The following is a 19,719-nucleotide window of genomic DNA, read 5'->3' as shown; positions in this document are numbered from 1 at the left end:
ATACCGTTGAACAGGCGGATTTCCAAATATATGTACTCCGGTTCCCTTCGAGGCAATGGAGATGAAACCCAGGAATCGTGGAAGCCTTTGCTGAACACGATTCCCGCTTTCAGGGGTTCATCGGAATGTTTTGCCGAGGGGAACCGGAGTACATATATTTGAAAATCCGCCGCCCACCAACCTATAAAATTTTCCCCACACCAGTTGGAAATCCCCATCATTTCTGCTAAAATGGAACACAGAGAAAAGGAGCGAACACAATATGAATTTTGCGCATTTGCACGTCCACACGGAATACAGCCTTCTGGACGGTTCGAATAAAATTAAAGAATATGTTGCCAGAGTCAAAGAACTGGGGATGACAGCGGCTGCGATCACAGACCACGGTGTCATGTATGGCGTCATTGACTTCTACAGAGCCGCAAGAGCGGCAGGAATCAATCCTGTACTGGGATGTGAAGTCTATGTGGCACCGGGATCCAGATTCGATAAAACAGCCGTAGGACGCGATGAGGACCGATATTATCACCTGGTACTTCTTGCCGAGAATAATACAGGATACGCCAATCTGATGAAGATCGTGTCACGTGCATTTACGGAAGGTTACTATTATAAGCCAAGAGTAGATTATGAGCTTCTGGAGACCTATCACGAAGGAATCATTGCCCTCAGTGCATGTCTTGCCGGAGAGGTACAGAGAAACCTGGCGAGAGGGATGTATGAAGAAGGAAAAAAAGCTGCGCTTCATTATGAACAGATTTTTGGGAAAGGCAACTTTTTCCTGGAACTGCAGGATCATGGGATCCCGGAACAGCGCACCGTTAACCAGCAGTTGATGCGTCTGTCGCAGGAGATTGGAATCGACCTTGTGGCGACAAATGACGTGCATTATACTTACGCAGAAGATGAAAAGCCACATGATATCCTGCTTTGCCTTCAGACAGGGAAAAAGCTCGCAGACGAGGATCGGATGCGCTATGAAGGCGGACAGTACTACGTGAAGTCCAAAGAAGAGATGGCAGCACTTTTCCCATATGCACCGGAGGCGCTGGAAAATACACAGAAGATTGCAGACAGATGCCATGTAGAGATTGAATTTGGTGTGACAAAGCTTCCGAAATTCGATGTGCCGGAAGGATTTACCTCATGGGAATATTTGAATAAGCTCTGTTTTGACGGACTAAAAAGACGATATGGAGAAGACCCGGATCCAGCCCTTGTGGAGCGCCTGAATTATGAATTGGGCGTTATCAAAAGCATGGGTTACGTGGATTACTTCCTTATTGTATGGGATTTCATTCATTTTGCAAAAAGCAACGGAATCATGGTTGGACCTGGGCGTGGATCTGCGGCAGGAAGCATTGTGGCGTACACACTTGCGATCACCAATATCGATCCGATCCGGTATCAGCTGCTGTTCGAGCGTTTTCTGAATCCGGAACGTGTGTCCATGCCCGATATCGACGTGGACTTCTGCTTTGAAAGAAGGCAGGAAGTCATTGATTATGTTGTGCGTAAATACGGCAAAGACCGGGTAGTGCAGATCGTAACCTTTGGTACACTGCAGGCGCGCGGGGTGCTGCGGGATGTGGGAAGAGTTATGGATCTTCCGTATGCTTTTGTGGATTCAATTGCAAAGATGATTCCGAAAGAACTGAATATTACACTGGATAAATCCCTGAAGATGAACCATGAGCTGAAGAAGCTCTATGATGAAGACCCACAGGTAAAAGAGCTGATCGATATGTCAAAGAGACTGGAAGGTCTGCCACGGCATACATCCATGCATGCCGCGGGAGTCGTGATCAGCCAGAAGGATGTGGATGAATATGTTCCGCTGGCACTTGGAGCGGACAACAATGTAGTCACACAGTTTACCATGACCACGCTGGAAGAACTGGGACTTCTGAAAATGGATTTCCTTGGACTTCGTACCCTGACCGTCATCCAGGATGCGATCAGACTGGTTGAAAAAAGTACCGGTGTGAAGCTGGTAACAGAAAAATTAAATTATAATGATAAAGCAGTGCTTGACTATATCGGAACCGGCAAGACGGACGGCATTTTCCAGATAGAAAGTGCAGGGATGAAGAGCTTCATGAAGGAACTTCGTCCACAGAGTCTGGAAGATATTATCGCCGGAATTTCTCTTTACCGGCCAGGTCCGATGGATTTCATTCCACAGTATATCAAAGGAAAGAACCATCCGGAGCTGATTACTTACGAATGCCCGCAGTTAAAGCCGATCCTGGCACCGACCTATGGCTGCATTGTATACCAGGAACAGGTTATGCAGATTGTGCGTGACCTTGCCGGATATTCACTTGGGCGAAGCGACCTTGTACGCCGTGCCATGAGTAAGAAAAAGGGCGACGTGATGCAGAGAGAGCGTCAGAATTTTGTATATGGTAATGAAGAAGAAGGCATTCCGGGTTGTGTCAAAAATGGAATCGATGAAAAGGTTGCGAATAAGATCTATGATGAAATGATCGATTTTGCAAAGTATGCGTTCAACAAATCACATGCGGCAGCGTATGCGGTTGTCTCATACCAGACAGCGTATCTGAAATATTATTATCCGGTAGAATATATGGCAGCGCTTATGACTTCTGTCATCGACAATCCGGGAAAGGTTGCCGAATACATTTACACTTGCCGACAGATGGGAATTTCTATCCTGCCGCCGGATATCAATCGTGGGGTTGGTGATTTTTCTGTAGATAACGGTAATATCCGTTACGGACTTGCGGCGATCAAGGGGGTTGGAAGACCGGTGATCGAGCAGATCATCCGGGACAGAGAAGAGCATGGCACGTTTCGTGATCTGAAGGATTTTCTGGAACGGCTTTCCGGTAAGGAAGTCAATAAACGTGCGGTAGAAAACTTTATCAAATCCGGCGCATTTGACAGTCTGAAAGGGACCAGAAAGCAGTTTATGATCATTTATGTACAGATCATGGATCAGGTAGCACAGAACAAGAAAAATTCGCTTGCCGGACAGATGTCGCTCTTTGATATTGTAGATGACGAACAGAAAAAAGAATTTGAGGTCACGCTTCCGGATGTGGGAGAATACCAGAAGGAAACGATGCTTGCATTTGAAAAAGAAGTACTCGGCGTGTATATCAGCGGACATCCATTGGAAGAATATGAAGAGAAATGGCGCAAGAGTATTTCCGCAACGACATTGGATTTTCAGCTTGATGAAGAGACCGGACGGACAAAAGTACGTGACGGGTCAAGGGAGATCATCGGTGGTATGATCACATCGAAGATGATCAAATATACAAAGAAGAATCAAACGATGGCATTTATTACCGTAGAGGATCTTCTTGGAACGGTAGAGGTTGTCATTTTCCCGCAGAGCTATGAGAAAAGCCAGCAGTATCTGCAGGAGGACAGCAAAGTATTTGTGCGGGGACGTGTATCGGAAGAAGATGATAATGCAAGTAAGCTGATCTGTGAAGAGGTGATTCCGTTTGATATGACGAAAAAAGAACTGTGGATCCAGTATGCCGACAAACAGAGTTACCTTCAAGATGAGCAGAATCTGTTCCGGATGCTCGCGGAAAGTGAGGGTGAGGACCAGGTTGTAATCTTCTGCAAAGCGGAGAGAGCGGTAAAAAGACTGCCTAAAAACGCAAATATCCAGGTAGAACCTGGAATTTTAAGCAGATTGACGAATTATTTTGGAGAAGATTGTGTAAAAGTAATAGAAAAACCCATTGAAATGAAGGGGTGAATATTATACAATAACGTGTGGATTGAGATAAATTAAGCAAAAGGATAGTAAAGTTACAAAGTAGAAGAGACGGAGGAGACATATCATGGCAGAAAAAGTAATCAGAACTATCGGCGTATTGACCAGTGGTGGAGACGCACCGGGAATGAACGCTGCAATCCGTGCAGTTGTAAGAACCGCATTGGGAAAAGGACTGAAGGTAAGAGGAATCAGAAGAGGTTATTCAGGACTTCTTAACGAGGAAATTATTGATTTAAGTGCCAGAGATGTATCAGACACGATCCAGAGAGGTGGAACGATTCTTCTGACAGCCCGTTGCGAGGAAATGCGTACACCAGAAGGACAGCAGAAAGCAGCAGCAATCTGTAAGAAATATGGAATTGACGGTCTGGTAGTTATCGGAGGAGACGGTTCCTTCAAGGGAGCACAGAAATTATCTGATTTTGGAGTAAATACAATCGGACTTCCGGGAACGATCGATCTTGATATCGCATGTACAGAATACACAATCGGATTCGATACAGCGGTTAATACAGCGATGGAAGCAATTGACAAAGTACGTGATACATCTACATCACATGAAAGATGTAGTATTATCGAAGTTATGGGACGTGATGCGGGATACCTTGCACTGTGGTGTGGTATTGCCAATGGAGCAGAGAAGATTCTTCTTCCTGAGGAACATGACTACGATGAAGCAAAGATCATTGCAGACATCAAAGAAAGCAGAAAACGCGGTAAAAAGCATTACATTATCATCAATGCCGAAGGTATCGGTGATTCTATGAATATGGCAAAGAGAATCGAAAAAGAGACGGGTATGGAGACACGTGCTACTATTCTTGGTCATATGCAGCGTGGAGGAAGCCCGACAGCAAAAGACAGAGTTTATGCATCTATCATGGGATCTCTTGCTGTAGATCTTCTTCTTGAAGGAAAGACAAACCGTGTAGTAGGATACAAACATGGCGAGTATATTGACTTCGATATCAACGAAGCACTGGCAATGCAGAAAGGAATTCCGGAGTACCAGTACGATATCGCAAAACAGCTTGCCATCTAATAACAGACAGATTGGATGACGTGTATGACACAGGATGTATTATTGACGATTTCCGGACTGCATGATATGGTATTTGCAGATCCGAAAGAAAATGAAGAGAATGAGCCGATCGAAGTGATCACTCCGGCGAGCTATTACTGGAAGAACGGAAAGCATTATATTCTTTATGATGAAGTAATGGAAGGGATTCCGGGGGTGGTTAAGAATAAGATCAAGATCACCGGTGAAGATTCGATGGAGATCATGAAGAGCGGAATTACGAATGCACATATGGTATTTGAGAAGAATCAGATGAATGTCACATATTATGATACACCGTATGGGCAGCTTCATGTTGGAATTCATACACGGAAGCTGGATGTGAATGTGGATGATGAGCGAATTGATATTGCTGTGGAGTACGGGCTTGATGTGAATCATGAAGCGACGGCAGACTGCCGGATCGCAATGAGCATAAGACCGAAAGCACAGGCAGAGGAAGCAATTTCAGGAAAATAAAACAAAAAGGGTAAATGATTCAATCAGCTCAGAATCATTTACCCTTTTTTGTTACTTGTTCCGCAGTCTTGCCCAGAATCCTTTTTTCTTAGGTGGAGTCTCAAGAGAACCTCTGACTCCTTTTACTGCAGTGATGTAAATACCGCTTACGGTTGCTTTTACTTCTTTTTTGACTGGAATAAGATCATAGATGCTTGCATCACACATCAGAGTCATGATCTTTGGTCCGACTTTTGCCTTGACTACAGGTACCTTTGAACGACGAAGATACTTAGGTGTATTCTCAAGAACAACTGACGGGAAACCGGCATCTTTAAGCTTCATCTTACCTTTGTCGATAACCAGGATGTTGACCTGCTGTGCAGCAGCTGCAATCATCTCTTCCTGTTCTGCCTGCTTTTTCTGCGCTTTCTTACCGAGGAAATACAGAACAACCAGGGCGATAAGCAGTACGGCAAGAATTACCAGTAATACGATCGTTATCTTACTCACGGGTTTTCCTCCTCAAATCATATTTACACATAGCTTATTGTAGCATTGTTTGTAGACAAGTGCAAGTAATTTGAAGTTTTTGGCGGCTTTTTGAAAGTAATGGAAAATCTGAAATAAATGTGAATTTTGGGAAATCCCTTTTCAATGACGGATTATGTGTTATAATCATATGTAGCGCTCTGATGTGGGTGATTTGGACAGTCAGAGAGAATGAAGATATAAGAGGTGTAAAAGAAAATGAAAAAGAAATTAGCAGTACTGGTAGCAGGTATCTGTGCATTGTCATTATTTCTTACCGGATGCTCCGGTGAGATTTCCAATGATTATGTTACGATTACAAAATATAAAGGTGTGGAGATTGATAAAGTAGATGCGGATGCGGTATCGGATAATGATGTAGAAGCACAGATCAACAGTGTACTTCAGTCTAAATCAACTACAACAGAAGTTACAGACCGTGCAGCACAAACCGGAGATACGGTAACGATTGACTACGAAGGAAAGAAAGATGGTGTGGCATTTGATGGTGGAACAGCGACAGATGCACAGCTTACATTAGGAAGTGGTCAGTTTATTGACGGATTTGAGGATGGCGTTGTCGGACACAATATTGGCGATACTTTTGATCTGGATCTGACTTTCCCGGAGAACTATGGAAATGAAGATCTTGCAGGTCAGGCAGTTGTATTTACCGTTACACTGAAGGGAATCAGCCAGACCGATGTACCGGAACTTACCGATGAATTTGTACAGAGTGTTTCTGATACTTCCAAGACGGTGGAAGAGTACAAAAAGGAAATTAAAAAATCTCTGAAAAAAAACGGCAAAGAAAACCAGCAGAATACAATCAAGGAAAATGCATGGAAAGCAGTACTTGAGAACACAACTGTGAACAAGTATCCGAAGAAGGATCTGAAGAATATGATCAGTTCGATCAAGACACAGTATAAGAATATGGCATCTTATTATAACCTTGATTTTGCAGATTTCCTTAAACAATATATGAATATGGATGAGGAAACTTTTAATTCAAAGGCAACCCAGGCTGCAAAGGATCAGGTAAAGGCCAACCTTGCGGCAGATCTGATCATTGAGAAAGCAAAGATCGATGTGTCAGATAAGACACTTGAGAAGAAGTATAAGGAGTATGCAAAGGCTTACGGATACGAAGATGTAGATGCACTCAAAAAAGCACTGGAAGATGCTGGAAACCTGGAGAATCTGGAGAAGACAGCAAGACTGGATATCGTAGAAGACTGGGTAGCAGACAACTGCAAGCAGGTGAAAAGTACTTCATCTGACAGCAGCAAAAGCGGTTCAAACAGTACAGGAAGTACCGGCAGCACAGAAAATACAAAATAGATATAAGCAAACATTCAAAAGGCGGAGAATAAAATCTCCGTCTTTTTTCTTCCTGAAGGGAATGGTATGATATAGAAAGTAATTGTTTTTACAAAATGAAATATACTACAGGAGGACAAGATGAAAGCAGTACTTTTTGATATGGATGGCATCCTGATCGATACAGAGAAATATCTGACAGTATACAAACAAAAGGCAATGCGGGAGGCGGGATACCGGTTGGATCTGGAAACGGCATACAAATTCCGCAGCTGTGCATCCGTATTTGCAAGAGAGCAGATGAAGGGAATTTTTGGAGAGGATTTCCCATACGATGAGCTCAGACGGCGCAGACAGGAGCTGATGAGTGATCATATTGCGCGTTTCGGAATTGAGAAGAAACCGTATGTGGAAGAGACGATCAAGGAGCTGAAAAGACGTGGTTATCAGACGGCAGTCGTGACGGCTACAGCGGAAGACAGGGCTGTGCGTTATCTGGAAATGGTCGGATTTAAAGAGCTGTTTGATGAAATCATCAGTGCATCTATGGTGAAATTGGGAAAACCGAGACCGGATGTGTATCTCTATGCCTGTGAGAAGATCGGGCGGAAGCCTGAAGAGTGCATGGCGGTCGAAGATTCACCGAACGGGGTAAATGCGGCTTACCAGGCGGACTGCCATGTGACGATGGTTCCGGATCTGACACCTGCAGACGAAGAGGTCAAAAAGATGGCAGATCATGTCGTTCCAGACCTGCGAGGACTTCTGGAATATCTGAAATAACCCCTGAAAATGAGGAGAGCCGATATCCGGTTTCCCGAATATCGGCGTTTATGAAAAAGAAAAATTTTATTATGTGAAAAGGTTTATTTCCTTTTGACAATTATTAGTATACTCGTATCTTGTGAAAAAAGTGTGTTTATAATTTGAAAGAATTATGAACGTTTGTGAACATAGTATACATATATTCTGAAGGGACCGCAGACAGCAGAGTCTGCAGCCCGACAAAAGGGATTTAATCTGTTCCGGGAAGCATCGACCGGACGAAAAGCGAAAACAATTCCCGCATACATGGAGAAGTAAAAAACATGGATTCCGGATGCCACTGAACGCCAAGTGCAAAAGGCTGTCCTTCGATTTCAATTGCCTCAACTGTGCCATCAGAAGTGTGTGCACATGCATGGACATTTTTTCCGAGCAGATGAACGGACTGATGGTGGAAACTATTGGTATACAGAGTGTCTCCGGTCAGTTTATGAAGATGGCTGTCTTTGGCGATGAAAATCTGGTGCCACATATCGCTGCGGTTCTGTGAGGTCTGCATATGCAGAAAAGGATCTCCGGGCTGACAGGAAAGATCCTGGTAGATACTTCCGCCACAGGCGGCGTTGAGCACCTGCATACCCCGGCAGATGCCGATTACCGGAAGATGACGTTTTAAGATTTCCTCTGCAAAATGAATCTGAAAAAGATCCACAGAAAGATTGGTCTGTCCTACACCTGGAAGTGGATCTTCATTGAAGAGAAACGGTGTAAAATCACCTCCTCCGGGGAGCAGAAATCCATCGCATATGTCAAGATAAGAATTGATCGGGAAGTCCTGAGGAAGAAGCGGTATCAGCAGGGGGATTCCTCCGGAAATGCGGACTGCCCGCACATAGGTATCGGTTACAAACTGGTTTTTGCCGTCGAAGCCACAGCATAAGATTCCAACAACTGGTTTCATATTTACAATCCTCCTCTTTATCAGATAAATCAGTTGTTACAAAATATGTGGAGTCTGTATGAAATATGTATTATAATAAAAAAAGCAACATGCCAGATGGCAGGAAAGGAGTTCCTATGAAACTGGTTATTCCGGAATATAAAACATTAGAACTTGATACGATATTTTTAGATATGAACGGGACGATCGCTGTGGACGGCGTGATCCAGCCGAGTGTGAAGGAACGTCTTATCGCACTTTCAGAGCAGTTCCGAATTTATGTACTGACTGCAGATACGCATGGAAATGCGAAAGCGCAGTGCGAAGGGCTTCCGGTGATCCTGGAGACATTTCCGACAGGTAATGCAAAGGAGTATAAAAGGGAATTGGTAAAAGCGACCGGTGCAAAACGCTGTGTGGCAATCGGTAATGGCAGAAACGATGAGTGGATGCTGAAAGAGGCGGCGCTTTCCATCGCTGTTATGGACCGGGAAGGGGTCTATGGGAAATTATTGAAAAATGCGGATCTCTGCGTCAGATCTATGCAGGATGGACTGGATCTTCTGCTCTATCCAGGTCGGATCATTGCAGGACTCCGTGGATAATATTTGCAGAAGAATACGTAAGAGTATGTGGAAGGAGAAAAGATGCGTCAGGCTATAGTGACATTGAAAAAGGGTGAGGGACGTCTGCTGAAATCAGGCGGCGCCTGGATATTCGATAATGAAATTGATTCGATTATGGGAGAATTTGAGAATGGTGATATTGTGATCGTCCATGATTTTGACGGGTACGGAATGGGAAGAGGATTTATCAATATGAATTCTAAGATCCGGATCCGTATGATGACAAGAAAGCAGGATCAGGAGATCGATCATGCATTTCTGGAAATGCGGGTGAGAGATGCGTGGGAATACCGGAAAAAGACAGTAGATACATCAAGCTGCCGTGTGATTTTCGGAGAAGCGGATTTTCTTCCCGGACTGGTGATCGATAAATTCTCAGATGTGTTGGTTGTAGAGTCTCTTGCACTCGGAATTGACCGGATGAAAGAAGAAATCGTGGACATTCTGAAAGCGGTACTTTCAGAAGATGGAATTACGATCCGTGGCGTGTATGAACGAAGCGATGCAAAGGTTCGTCAGAATGAAGGCATGGAGAGAGTCAAAGGCTTTATCGGTGAAGAATTTGATACCAAAGTTGAGATTGTGGAAAATGGTGTCAGATATATGGTTGATGTCAAAGACGGACAGAAGACAGGATTTTTCCTGGATCAGAAATACAATCGTCTGGCAATCCAGAGACTTTGCAAGGATGCAGAGGTGCTGGACTGCTTCACGCACACAGGCTCTTTTGCGCTGAATGCAGGGATTGCAGGGGCAAAGCATGTGACAGGTGTAGATGCTTCAGAACTTGGTATAGAACAGGCAAGAGAGAACGCAAGACTCAATGGATTAGAGGATAGAGTTGAATTTGTCTGTGCAGATGTATTTGACCTGCTTCCAAAGCTGGAAGAAGAAGGAAAGCAGTATGATGTGGTAATCCTGGATCCACCTGCATTTACCAAATCCCGTAAGACGATCAAGAATGCGACAAAGGGATATCGTGAGATCAATATGCGCGGAATGAAGCTGGTAAAACCAGGCGGATATCTGGCAACCTGTTCCTGCTCGCATTTTATGGATTATGAGCTTTTTACGAAGACGATCCACCAGGCAGCGCAGAATGTGCATAAGAGGATCAGACAGGTAGAATACCGGACACAGGCGCCGGATCATCCGATTCTGTGGTCGGCAGAAGAATCGTATTATCTTAAATTCTATGTGTTCCAGATCGTGGATGAAAAATAAAGTGTTGTAGTAGATAAAAAAGGTATCGAAAATCAAACATAAATGATTTTCGATACTTTTTTTACTAGTGTACATATTTCAGATTTGATATTCTATTCAAACTGCGCAGCCGATAATGCAACATAATCCGCAGCATTTTTATAAATTGACTGGATCTCTTCCTCAGTAAGAGGTCTTTTTACTTTTGCCGGGCTTCCGATAACCAGCATTCCATCCGGAATAACTGTGTTCTGAGTAACCAGACTTCCGGCACCGATCAGGCAATGCTTTCCAATCTTTGCACCGTTTAAAATCGTACTTCCCATCCCGATTAGAGACGCGTCACCAATTGTACAGCCGTGGATCACACAGTTGTGACCAACAGTGACATCATCACCGATAACGGTCGGAAAACCGTAATCTACATGGACGGTACTGTTATCCTGGATATTACTTCGCTTGCCAATCGTGATAGACGATTCATCACCGCGGACAACGGCATAATAGAACACACTTGAGTCTGCACCGATGGTGACATCACCTAGGATGACGGACTGACTGGCAATGTGCGCCTGTGATGAAATATTTAAAGAAGACATTACAGCAGATTCCTTTCTCGTTATAAGATTATTTTTTGGCTTCAACAGCTTTGACCGGGTTTTTGGCGGCTGCTTTTGTATCCTGTTCCGCTTCCGGCTGATAACCGTTGATATTATATTTCTGCTCGTAATAATCAAAGGTGGATACATAATTGTTGTCTTTCAATTTCCGTACACTCTTAGTGTATTCGTGCATATCGAAATTGGAAGAATCCAGTTCCAGGATCGCAACGGCAATGTTAGAACAGTGGGCTGCAATACGATCATAGTTGGTGAGCAGATCGTTAAATGCAAATCCGGTGTTCAGATCACACTGCCCGTTACGGAGCCTTTTAATATGACGCATTTTCAAATCGTTGCATAAAATACCGATCAGTTCGCGAAGCGGTTCTACTTTGGCAGCATTTACAAGGTCTTCATCTACAAATGAATTGATCGTGAGATCAAGGAGCTCTTTTAATGCGGATTCAAGAACATGAAGCTCGTATTTGGCTGCATCTGAAAAAATACGTGATTTTTCATGAAGTTCCTGTGCAACACGGGAAATATTGACTGCATGGTCACCCAGACGTTCAAAATCACTGATCGTATGAAGGAACTTGGCGGTCTGTTTGGACTGTTCCGGTGTCAGGTCGTGCATATTGAGCTGCATCAGATAGGTTCCCAGTTTATCTTCGTATTTGTCGATCAGATTTTCCTTTTCCTGAATTTTGTTGAACTTATTATCTGAAAAATCTTTCAGCAGTGCAAGGGCGCGACGGATATTTTTGTATGCTTTCTTTGCCATTCCGTTGACTGCAAGCTGGCTCTGTGTGATTGCCAGTGGCGGATAATTGAGGAAACGTTCCTCAAGAAGATCGAAATCTGCCTGCTCTTCGTTGTCTTCATCGGTATCCTTAATAAGGAAGAAGACAAGCTTTTCAATCTTGCCGATAAATGGAGCAAGAACAAGGATCGTCAGAAGCCGGAATACCGTATTCAAAAGTGCCACACGGAAAGGTGACATAATTTCACCCATAAATGGGAAATGCACGATGGCATTTACAGAATAGAATACGATGGACCAGAAAATCATACCAAATAAATCGTTCAGCAGATAGATCAGAGCAGTACGCTTTCCGTTCTTGTTCGTTCCGATTGAGGAAAGAAGAACCGGACATGCGGCGCCAACGCCGATACCCATTGTGATCGGAAGTGCAGCTGCAAAGGTGATCGATCCGGTAATGGACAGTGCCTGGAGGATACCTACAGAAGCAGAAGCACTCTGCAAAACTGCTGTAAATACGATCCCGACAAGGATTCCCATAAATGGATTCGTGAACATGGTCAGAAGTCTGACGAAATGCGGATTCTCTTTCAGAGGAGAGACAGCACCGCTCATGGTCTGCATTCCGATCATCAGGATCGCAAAGCCAAGCATGATGTCACCGATATCAGAATACGGTTTTTTCTTGATAAATGTACGGAAAATAATTCCGATGATTGCTACGATTGCAGAAATTGTAGCGGTTGATAAAAGCTGCGCGATTCCGCTGGAACCATCAATGTAGGAGAGACATAGGATCCATCCGGTGATACTGGTTCCGATGTTGGCACCCATGATGATACCAATTGCCTGTGCGACCTTCATCATACCAGAGTTTACAAATCCGACTACCATAACTGTCGTTGCAGAGGATGACTGAATGATAGCGGTTACGACAGTACCGAGCAGAAGTCCTTTCAGAGGAGTATTGGTCAGCCTGTATAAAATAAGTTCAAGCTTATTGCCGGCAACTTTCTTCAGACTGTCGCCCATCAGTGACATACCGTATAAAAACAGGGCTACCCCACTGAGCAATGACAAAACCATTGTAATTCCCATAATTTTGTTTTCCTTTTCTTTAAGCATTAGTTTACATTTTGTCGCAAAAAAAATATCGTACAGCTACTTTAAATATGAAAAGTCTGCATGCAGATCACACAAAGTGACGCTATACGACACTCTTATTATATAACAAGAAAGTTTCCATAGGTAGACTGAAACGATATTTTTTTACACTTTTTTTACAAGGACTTAACTTTTTCTATACATTCGGTAGCAAAAAGAGCCGCATTTTCAAGGTCTGTGCGTGTCGGATGAATCATTGCTTCGTCAAAATTCTGTAATTGCCTTCGGATTTGCTGGCAATCGCAATCTTTTGGTGTGTTCAGCAAGGATTCATATTTTTGACGGACAGCAAGCGGCATTTTCCCCTGGCAGATAAAAGAACCGAGATAGTGGTTGTCATCTTCAAGCCAGATCCGGACGCTGGATGCGATCTCTTTGTAGTATTCCGGGCTGTTTCCGGCACCGCAGGTTCCAAAGAGAGCAACGGATTTGCCCGACAGACCGGAAAGGAAGTTGCCAATCTCGAGGCGGCAGGTTCCGCGGTGAACACAGAAACCAACAAAATAAATTTTGGCTTCTGGGAAATCGGTACGTTCATGAAGATTTATCAGATCTTTGGACATCCCCGGAAGGGATGCAAAAATTTCTGTTGCTATTTTTTTTGTATTTCCTGTCTCACTGTCATAGACAACAAGATAATCTAACATATAGTATTTCCTCCTGTCATTTAGTGGTATGTATAAGGAGAACCGCAGAAGAATCCACCGCCGCCACAGCAGAGATTGCACATGATGTTGGCAATGCAGAGCTTCACGCAGAAATCATTGTTGATCGTTGGTGTACCGCCATACATTGTCTGTTGTGTACGATACCAGCTTCCACCATTTTCAAGACGGCTGACAAGAGACTGATATTGATAGTTGGACGGCTCCAGACGAAGAGCTTCTTTGGCGTGCTCCAGGGCGAGGACATTATTGCCCATGCCGGAATTGGCGATAGAGCTGTAATAGTACCATCTGGCAGAACGGTCTTTGATTCCTGAAAGGACATTTAAAGCTTCTTTATAATGACCACTGTTCAGATAATTGGCGGCGGCACGCAGATGAATATCTTCTTCTGTCTCGGTTGTCTGCTGATTCTGATTGGTATACTGACCGTAGAAACCGCCGAATGGACCAAAACCGCCAAAACCTCCGTATCCGCTTCCGGCATCGCCATAACCTCCGGAGCCTGTTCCGGTATATCCGGAGGCACCCATTTCTTTTTCTTTTATAATCTGCTGGTAAGCCTGTTGGATTTCTTTGAATTTGGCTTCTGCCTGATCTTTATTTGGATTGTTGATATTGGCATCCGGATGATAAATACGGCTTAATTTGCGGTAGGCTTTCTTGATATCCTCGTCGGAAGCATCCCGTGAAACGCCGAGTATTGAGTAAGGATCCTGCATAATTGATTATTCTCCTGATCGTTAGCTTTTTTTGATAAAAGTAGTCTGGCATTTTGGACAGCGGATCTCAATTTTACCTTTTCCCTTTGGGACACGGATCTTCTGTTTGCAGTTTGGACACTTGTAAATGTGGTGTGTCTTGCGCTGCGTTGCCATATACTTCTGTTTTGCAAAAAATCCACGGATCTTTGAAGTGTGCTGGAGAAATTTCTGGTTTTCCAGTGCACGCTTGTAGGTTTGACGTGAAAACATGCGATAGTAAGAGTATATCACGAATGCCCACCCAATTACATAAAAAATACGAAAATGGAAGATGCTTGTGATCAGCATCAGAATTACGCCGCTCCATAAGAGAAATTTGCCGAAGGTATCTACTCCGTACCTTCCATACATAAAACGCATCAGTTTTTCTTTCATAATGTTCACCCAATCTTTTTTATTTATAGAATATGATGATACCAGGGGCAAAAGGCCAGAAAGCACGTAGCAATCTGGTATCAAAGGGGTCAAAATACCTTTTGACCACAACATCATATGATACTATACGATGGTTTACATTGTACGCCTGCACACACAAAAATCAATAAACTCTCTATTAAAAAACTCTAAAAAGTATGTTATACTGCTGATATCGTGAAAATATGGAAGAAAATAGGACTTCTGAGATTACATGGCAATGGAGCAGTCCGGGAATATCATATATAAAAAGCCAAGGAGGAAATTATGGGACGGAAAGAATATGGTCGGTATGGAAAGCATTCCAGGCGTGATCGGCGCAAGAAAAAAGGTGGAATCATCAGTACGGTCATTTTGATCGTTGCAATCTGTGTGTTTGCATTTTCTGCCTTTCAGCTGTATAAAATCTTTAACGGATATCACAAAGGGGAAAGTGAGTATAATGATCTGGTAAAGCTTGCGGTTACGGAAGATAAGGGGGAACAGGAGAACGGGACGGACGATCAGGATGGAAGCAGATTTTCCGTGGATTTCGATGCACTCAGACAGATCAATCCGGATGTGGTTGCATGGATCCGTTTTGATGAACCGGCGGTGATCAATTATCCGGTTGTGCAGGGAAGTGATAATTCAGAATATCTGAGTAAGACATTCAAAGGATATGACAATACCGTAGGAACGATTTTTGTAAATGCTTATAATCATGCGGATTTTAATGACAGAAACACGATCATTTACGGACATTATATGTATAATGGAACGATGTTTAATGAGCTGGAGCAGTATCACGAAAAAAGTTTCTGGGAAAAATACCCTTCCTTCTATATTTATACACCGGATGGCAATGTGGCTACTTATCAGATTTATTCTGTTGGAGTGGTAAAAGATACTTCCGAAGGCTATACATATCAGTTCGCAGATGATGCGGCGTTTGCATCCTTCCTTGAAGCAACGAAGGCGTCTTCTTTGTATGATACAGGTGTGGAAGTGGGAAATGATTCGCAGATCGTGACGTTGTCCACCTGTACACGGGAGGGAAATGATGACAGAACGATCGTACACGGTGTCAGGGTAAATGTACAGCCGGCAGGAGAATAAAAGAGGAGTAAAGCGATGGCAGCAGAAGCAAAATTTGAAGTCGGAGATGTGATCCGGATGAAAAAACCGCATCCGTGCGGAAGCTCAGAGTGGGAGATCCTGAGAGTAGGGGCGGATTTTCGTCTGAAATGTCAGGGATGCGGACACCAGGTAATGGTACCGCGCAGACTGGTTGAAAAAAATACAAAAGAAATAAGAAAAAAGGCTTGAAACAAAGCTTGAATTATGATATCATACCAACTTGTGATATATTATTTATCCTTGTTCCCGGCGGATCCGGGAGCCAAAAGACCATAAGGAGGTGCAGGACATGAGCAAATATGAATTAGCAGTTGTTGTCAGCGCAAAACTCGAAGACGACGCCAGAGCAGAAGTAATCGAAAAGGTGAAAGCACTTGTTACACGTTTCGGTGGTAACATTACTGACGTTGACGAATGGGGAAAGAAGAGATTAGCTTACGAAATCCAGAAGATGAAAGAAGCTTACTACTACTTCATTCACTTTGAATCTGAAACAACAACACCAGGCGAAATCGAAGAAAGAATTCGTATCATGGATGGTGTAATCAGATATTTATGCGTGAAACAGGAAGCTTAGAAAGAGGCAACGTATGAATAAAGTAGTTTTAATGGGACGTCTGACAAGAGATCCTGAAGTGAGATATTCACAAGGTGAGAACGCTCTCGCTATTGCAAGATATACATTAGCTGTAGACCGTAGATTCAAGCGTGACGGAGAACAGACCGCAGATTTTATTAACTGTGTTGTGTTCGGAAAGAGTGCTGAATTTACAGAACGTTATTTCCGTCAGGGAATGCGCGTAGTGGTTTGCGGAAGAATCCAGACCGGAAGCTATACCAACAGGGATGGTGTAAAGGTCTATACAACAGAAGTTGTTGTTGAGGAACAGGAATTCGCAGAAAGTAAGAATGCTAGCAGTGCTAATACACAGTCTTATCAGACAGCCCCGGCACCGGCGCCAAGCGCTGATGCAGGTGACGGTTTCATGAACATTCCAGACGGAATTGATGAGGAGTTACCGTTTAATTAAGGTTGAAAGGAGATGTGTACAATGGCATTCGAAAAAGGAAACAGACCGGATTCTCCAATGAAGAGAAGAGGCGGACGCAGAAGAAAAAAAGTTTGTGTATTCTGTGGTAAAGAAAACAACGAAATCGATTACAAAGATACAGCAAAATTAAAGAAATATGTTTCTGAGAGAGGAAAAATCCTTCCGAGAAGAATCACAGGAAACTGTGCAAAACATCAGAGAGCTCTTACAGTAGCAATCAAGAGAGCAAGACATATCGCTTTAATGCCATACGTTCAGGATTAATCGAATATGATCAGAACAGGATTTCCGTTTTGGAAGTCCTGTTTTTTTACTGTTTTTCTGGCTGGCAGACGATTGAAAAAGGAGTCATTTGGGGTTAGAATAAGAAAGAGAAAGTTTTGAAATCTAAAAAAGAATTGGAGAATCAATTATGAAAAAACCAGTTTTAGTAATTATGGCAGCAGGAATGGGAAGCCGTTATGGCGGACTTAAACAGATCGATCCAGTTGATAAAGAGGGACACATCATTATGGATTTTTCCCTGTTTGATGCAAAAAGAGCCGGATTTGAGAAGGTTATTTTTATTATAAAGAAAGAAAATGAAGACAGTTTCAGAGAAGCAGTAGGAAACCGTATGGCAAAATATATGGAGGTTTCTTATGTATTTCAGGATATCAACAACATTCCGGAAGGTTTTGAAGTTCCGGAAGGCAGAGTGAAACCGTGGGGAACCGGACATGCAGTCCTCAGCTGCATTGATGAGATCGACGGGCCATTTGCTGTTATCAATGCAGATGATTATTATGGAAGACATGCGTTTGAAGCAATTTATAATTATCTGTCTGAGCATGAGGATGATGATAAGTATCGTTATGCGATGGTCGGATATCTTCTGAAGAATACAGTAACAGACAATGGTCATGTGGCAAGAGGAATCTGTACGACCAATGAAGAAGGGGAACTGGTAAATATTACCGAAAGAACCCGCATTGAGAAGCGTGACGGTAAGATTGCGTTTACCGAAAATGATGGCGAAACCTGGGAAAATTTACCAGAGGATACACTGGTTTCCATGAATATGTGGGGATTTACGAGAAGCATACTGGACGAGCTGAAAGCAGAATTTCCACAGTTCCTGAAGAAAGGACTTACTGAAAATCCGATGAAGTGTGAATATTTTCTGCCGGCAGTCGTAAGCAATCTTCTGGAGGCAGACCGCGCAACAGCAGCGGTTCTTCCGTCGGAAGACAAATGGTACGGCGTAACTTATAAAGAAGACAAACCGGTTGTCGTAGAAGCAATCCGCAATCTGAAAAAAGAAGGTCTTTATCCGGAAAATCTCTGGGAAGAGTAGGAATGTGTTAAAATTTAGTAAATAGTTCATTTGATTTACTAAAAAATATAAATAATTTAGTAAAAACACTTCCATATAGGCAGGATGTGTGCTATAGTGTGTAAAGAAAAGTAAATGATTCTAATTTCAGGAGGAAAAAATCATGGCAATTTTAGTAACAGGCGGAGCCGGATTTATCGGCAGTCACACATGTGTAGAGATGCTGAATGCAGGATATGAAGTTATTGTAGTAGATAATCTTTGCAATGCTTCTGAAGAAGCAATCAGACGTGTAGAGAAGATCACCGGTAAGAACGTTACATTTTATAAAGCAGATATCAGAGATAAAGAAGCACTGGATCAGATTTTTGACAAAGAAAGTGTAGAATGTGTCATTCATTTCGCAGGACTTAAAGCAGTCGGAGAATCTGTTGCAAAGCCACTTGAATATTATCAGAACAATATTGCAGGTACACTTACACTTTGTGATGTTATGCGTAACCATAATGTGAAGAACATCATCTTCAGTTCTTCAGCAACGGTATATGGTGATCCGGCATTTATCCCGATTACAGAAGAATGCCCGAAGGGAACCTGTACGAATCCTTATGGATGGACAAAATGGATGCTTGAGCAGATCCTGACAGACCTGCATAAGGCAGATCCGGAGTGGAATGTTGTCCTTCTTCGTTACTTCAATCCGATCGGCGCACATGAGAGTGGACTGATGGGAGAAGATCCGAAGGGTATCCCGAACAACCTGCTTCCATATATTGCACAGGTTGCAATCGGTAAGCTGGAATGCCTGGGGGTATTTGGTGATGATTATGATACACCGGACGGAACAGGTGTGAGAGACTACATCCATGTGGTTGACCTTGCAATTGGACACGTAAAGGCGCTGAAGAAGATCCAGGAAAAATCAGGCGTAAGCATTTATAATCTTGGAACCGGAGTGGGATATTCAGTACTGGATGTATTGCATGCATTTGAAAAAGCATGTGGAAAAGAGATCCCTTACCAGATCAAGCCAAGAAGAGCCGGAGATATCGCAACATGCTACTGTAATGCAGAAAAAGCAAAGAACGAGCTCGGATGGGTTGCAGAACGCGGAATCGACAAGATGTGTGAGGATTCATGGAGATGGCAGACAATGAATCCGAATGGATACGAAGCTTAATAAAAGAAAGA

At 43.2% G+C, this 19,719-nt stretch carries 21 protein-coding genes; 14 read left to right on the top strand and 7 right to left on the bottom strand.

Annotation, left to right across the window (positions count from 1 at the left end):
- Nucleotides 1–262: 262 nt before the first annotated feature.
- From AB5213_RS01445 to AB5213_RS01435, 3 genes are all read left to right on the top strand, one after another.
- Nucleotides 263–3,742: a DNA polymerase III subunit alpha gene (locus AB5213_RS01445; RefSeq protein ID WP_008368946.1), complete on the top strand. Its 3,480-nt coding sequence runs from the start codon at nt 263–265 to the stop codon at nt 3,740–3,742.
- Nucleotides 3,743–3,827: 85 nt separating this feature from the next.
- A complete protein-coding gene (pfkA, locus tag AB5213_RS01440; protein WP_008368944.1) occupies nt 3,828–4,805 on the top strand; it encodes a 6-phosphofructokinase in 978 nt (325 codons plus the stop codon).
- A gap of 24 nt (nt 4,806–4,829) precedes the next feature.
- On the top strand, nt 4,830–5,303 hold the full coding sequence (locus AB5213_RS01435; RefSeq protein ID WP_368276257.1) for a DUF1934 domain-containing protein: 474 nt from the start codon (nt 4,830–4,832) through the stop codon (nt 5,301–5,303).
- A 51-nt stretch (nt 5,304–5,354) separates the two neighbouring features.
- Here the strand turns inward: AB5213_RS01435 and AB5213_RS01430 are convergent, their stop codons facing one another.
- A complete protein-coding gene (locus AB5213_RS01430) occupies nt 5,355–5,795 on the bottom strand; it encodes a hypothetical protein (RefSeq protein WP_022221110.1) in 441 nt (146 codons plus the stop codon).
- Between the two features lie 237 nt (nt 5,796–6,032).
- On the opposite strand from AB5213_RS01430, the gene tig reads away from it, so the two are divergent.
- Both tig and AB5213_RS01420 read left to right on the top strand, forming a co-directional pair.
- Complete coding sequence (gene tig / locus AB5213_RS01425; protein WP_368276242.1) at nt 6,033–7,157, top strand: trigger factor; 1,125 nt, start codon at nt 6,033–6,035, stop codon at nt 7,155–7,157.
- 120 nt (nt 7,158–7,277) lie between these two features.
- Nucleotides 7,278–7,919, top strand: a complete 642-nt coding sequence (locus AB5213_RS01420; protein WP_368276241.1) for an HAD family hydrolase — start codon at nt 7,278–7,280, stop codon at nt 7,917–7,919.
- Nucleotides 7,920–8,151: 232 nt separating this feature from the next.
- On the opposite strand, the gene AB5213_RS01415 is transcribed toward AB5213_RS01420, so the two are convergent.
- The gene (locus AB5213_RS01415; RefSeq protein ID WP_368276240.1) at nt 8,152–8,862 is read right to left on the bottom strand and encodes a gamma-glutamyl-gamma-aminobutyrate hydrolase family protein; all 711 of its coding nucleotides are present in this window, start codon (nt 8,860–8,862) and stop codon (nt 8,152–8,154) included.
- 116 nt (nt 8,863–8,978) lie between these two features.
- On the opposite strand from AB5213_RS01415, the gene AB5213_RS01410 reads away from it, so the two are divergent.
- Together AB5213_RS01410 and AB5213_RS01405 are read left to right on the top strand one after the other, a co-directional pair.
- Nucleotides 8,979–9,446 (top strand): HAD family hydrolase, encoded by a 468-nt coding sequence (locus AB5213_RS01410; RefSeq protein ID WP_368276239.1) that lies wholly within the window; start codon nt 8,979–8,981, stop codon nt 9,444–9,446.
- A 42-nt stretch (nt 9,447–9,488) separates the two neighbouring features.
- Nucleotides 9,489–10,691 carry a class I SAM-dependent rRNA methyltransferase gene (locus AB5213_RS01405; protein ID WP_173692361.1) on the top strand — a complete coding sequence of 401 codons (1,203 nt, stop codon included), beginning with the start codon at nt 9,489–9,491 and terminating at the stop codon, nt 10,689–10,691.
- 92 nt (nt 10,692–10,783) lie between these two features.
- Here the strand turns inward: AB5213_RS01405 and AB5213_RS01400 are convergent, their stop codons facing one another.
- The 5 genes from AB5213_RS01400 to AB5213_RS01380 all read right to left on the bottom strand — a co-directional run bounded on the left by AB5213_RS01400 (nt 10,784) and on the right by AB5213_RS01380 (nt 15,003).
- On the bottom strand, nt 10,784–11,269 hold the full coding sequence (locus tag AB5213_RS01400) for a gamma carbonic anhydrase family protein (RefSeq protein ID WP_055262093.1): 486 nt from the start codon (nt 11,267–11,269) through the stop codon (nt 10,784–10,786).
- A 28-nt stretch (nt 11,270–11,297) separates the two neighbouring features.
- Entirely contained in the window at nt 11,298–13,133 is a 1,836-nt protein-coding gene (locus AB5213_RS01395; protein WP_022221105.1) for a Na/Pi cotransporter family protein, read from the bottom strand.
- 182 nt (nt 13,134–13,315) lie between these two features.
- The gene (gene bilS / locus AB5213_RS01390; protein WP_173690071.1) at nt 13,316–13,846 is read right to left on the bottom strand and encodes a flavodoxin family protein BilS; all 531 of its coding nucleotides are present in this window, start codon (nt 13,844–13,846) and stop codon (nt 13,316–13,318) included.
- Between the two features lie 20 nt (nt 13,847–13,866).
- Nucleotides 13,867–14,586 carry a J domain-containing protein gene (locus AB5213_RS01385; protein WP_173686397.1) on the bottom strand — a complete coding sequence of 240 codons (720 nt, stop codon included), beginning with the start codon at nt 14,584–14,586 and terminating at the stop codon, nt 13,867–13,869.
- Nucleotides 14,587–14,607: 21 nt separating this feature from the next.
- Nucleotides 14,608–15,003, bottom strand: a complete 396-nt coding sequence (locus AB5213_RS01380) for a hypothetical protein (protein WP_055247930.1) — start codon at nt 15,001–15,003, stop codon at nt 14,608–14,610.
- A 306-nt stretch (nt 15,004–15,309) separates the two neighbouring features.
- On the opposite strand from AB5213_RS01380, the gene srtB reads away from it, so the two are divergent.
- From srtB to galE, 7 genes are all read left to right on the top strand, one after another.
- Nucleotides 15,310–16,140: a class B sortase gene (gene srtB, locus AB5213_RS01375; protein ID WP_368276238.1), complete on the top strand. Its 831-nt coding sequence runs from the start codon at nt 15,310–15,312 to the stop codon at nt 16,138–16,140.
- 15 nt (nt 16,141–16,155) lie between these two features.
- Complete coding sequence (locus tag AB5213_RS01370; protein ID WP_022221102.1) at nt 16,156–16,350, top strand: DUF951 domain-containing protein; 195 nt, start codon at nt 16,156–16,158, stop codon at nt 16,348–16,350.
- A 100-nt stretch (nt 16,351–16,450) separates the two neighbouring features.
- On the top strand, nt 16,451–16,738 hold the full coding sequence (gene rpsF, locus AB5213_RS01365) for a 30S ribosomal protein S6 (protein WP_008368913.1): 288 nt from the start codon (nt 16,451–16,453) through the stop codon (nt 16,736–16,738).
- Between the two features lie 13 nt (nt 16,739–16,751).
- Nucleotides 16,752–17,192: a single-stranded DNA-binding protein gene (locus tag AB5213_RS01360; RefSeq protein ID WP_055262097.1), complete on the top strand. Its 441-nt coding sequence runs from the start codon at nt 16,752–16,754 to the stop codon at nt 17,190–17,192.
- Nucleotides 17,193–17,213: 21 nt separating this feature from the next.
- Nucleotides 17,214–17,477, top strand: coding sequence for a 30S ribosomal protein S18 (gene rpsR / locus AB5213_RS01355; protein WP_008368909.1), 264 nt, complete (start codon nt 17,214–17,216; stop codon nt 17,475–17,477).
- A gap of 148 nt (nt 17,478–17,625) precedes the next feature.
- Nucleotides 17,626–18,549, top strand: a complete 924-nt coding sequence (locus AB5213_RS01350; RefSeq protein ID WP_055155541.1) for a sugar phosphate nucleotidyltransferase — start codon at nt 17,626–17,628, stop codon at nt 18,547–18,549.
- Between the two features lie 142 nt (nt 18,550–18,691).
- Nucleotides 18,692–19,708 (top strand): UDP-glucose 4-epimerase GalE, encoded by a 1,017-nt coding sequence (galE, locus tag AB5213_RS01345; RefSeq protein ID WP_022221100.1) that lies wholly within the window; start codon nt 18,692–18,694, stop codon nt 19,706–19,708.
- Nucleotides 19,709–19,719 lie beyond the last annotated feature (11 nt).

This window comes from Coprococcus sp. RTP21204st1_G4_RTP21204_210225 (genome assembly GCF_040915385.1).
Classification (GTDB): domain Bacteria; phylum Bacillota; class Clostridia; order Lachnospirales; family Lachnospiraceae; genus Allocoprococcus; species Allocoprococcus comes.
This window is presented reverse-complemented; position numbering and strand designations above follow the sequence as displayed.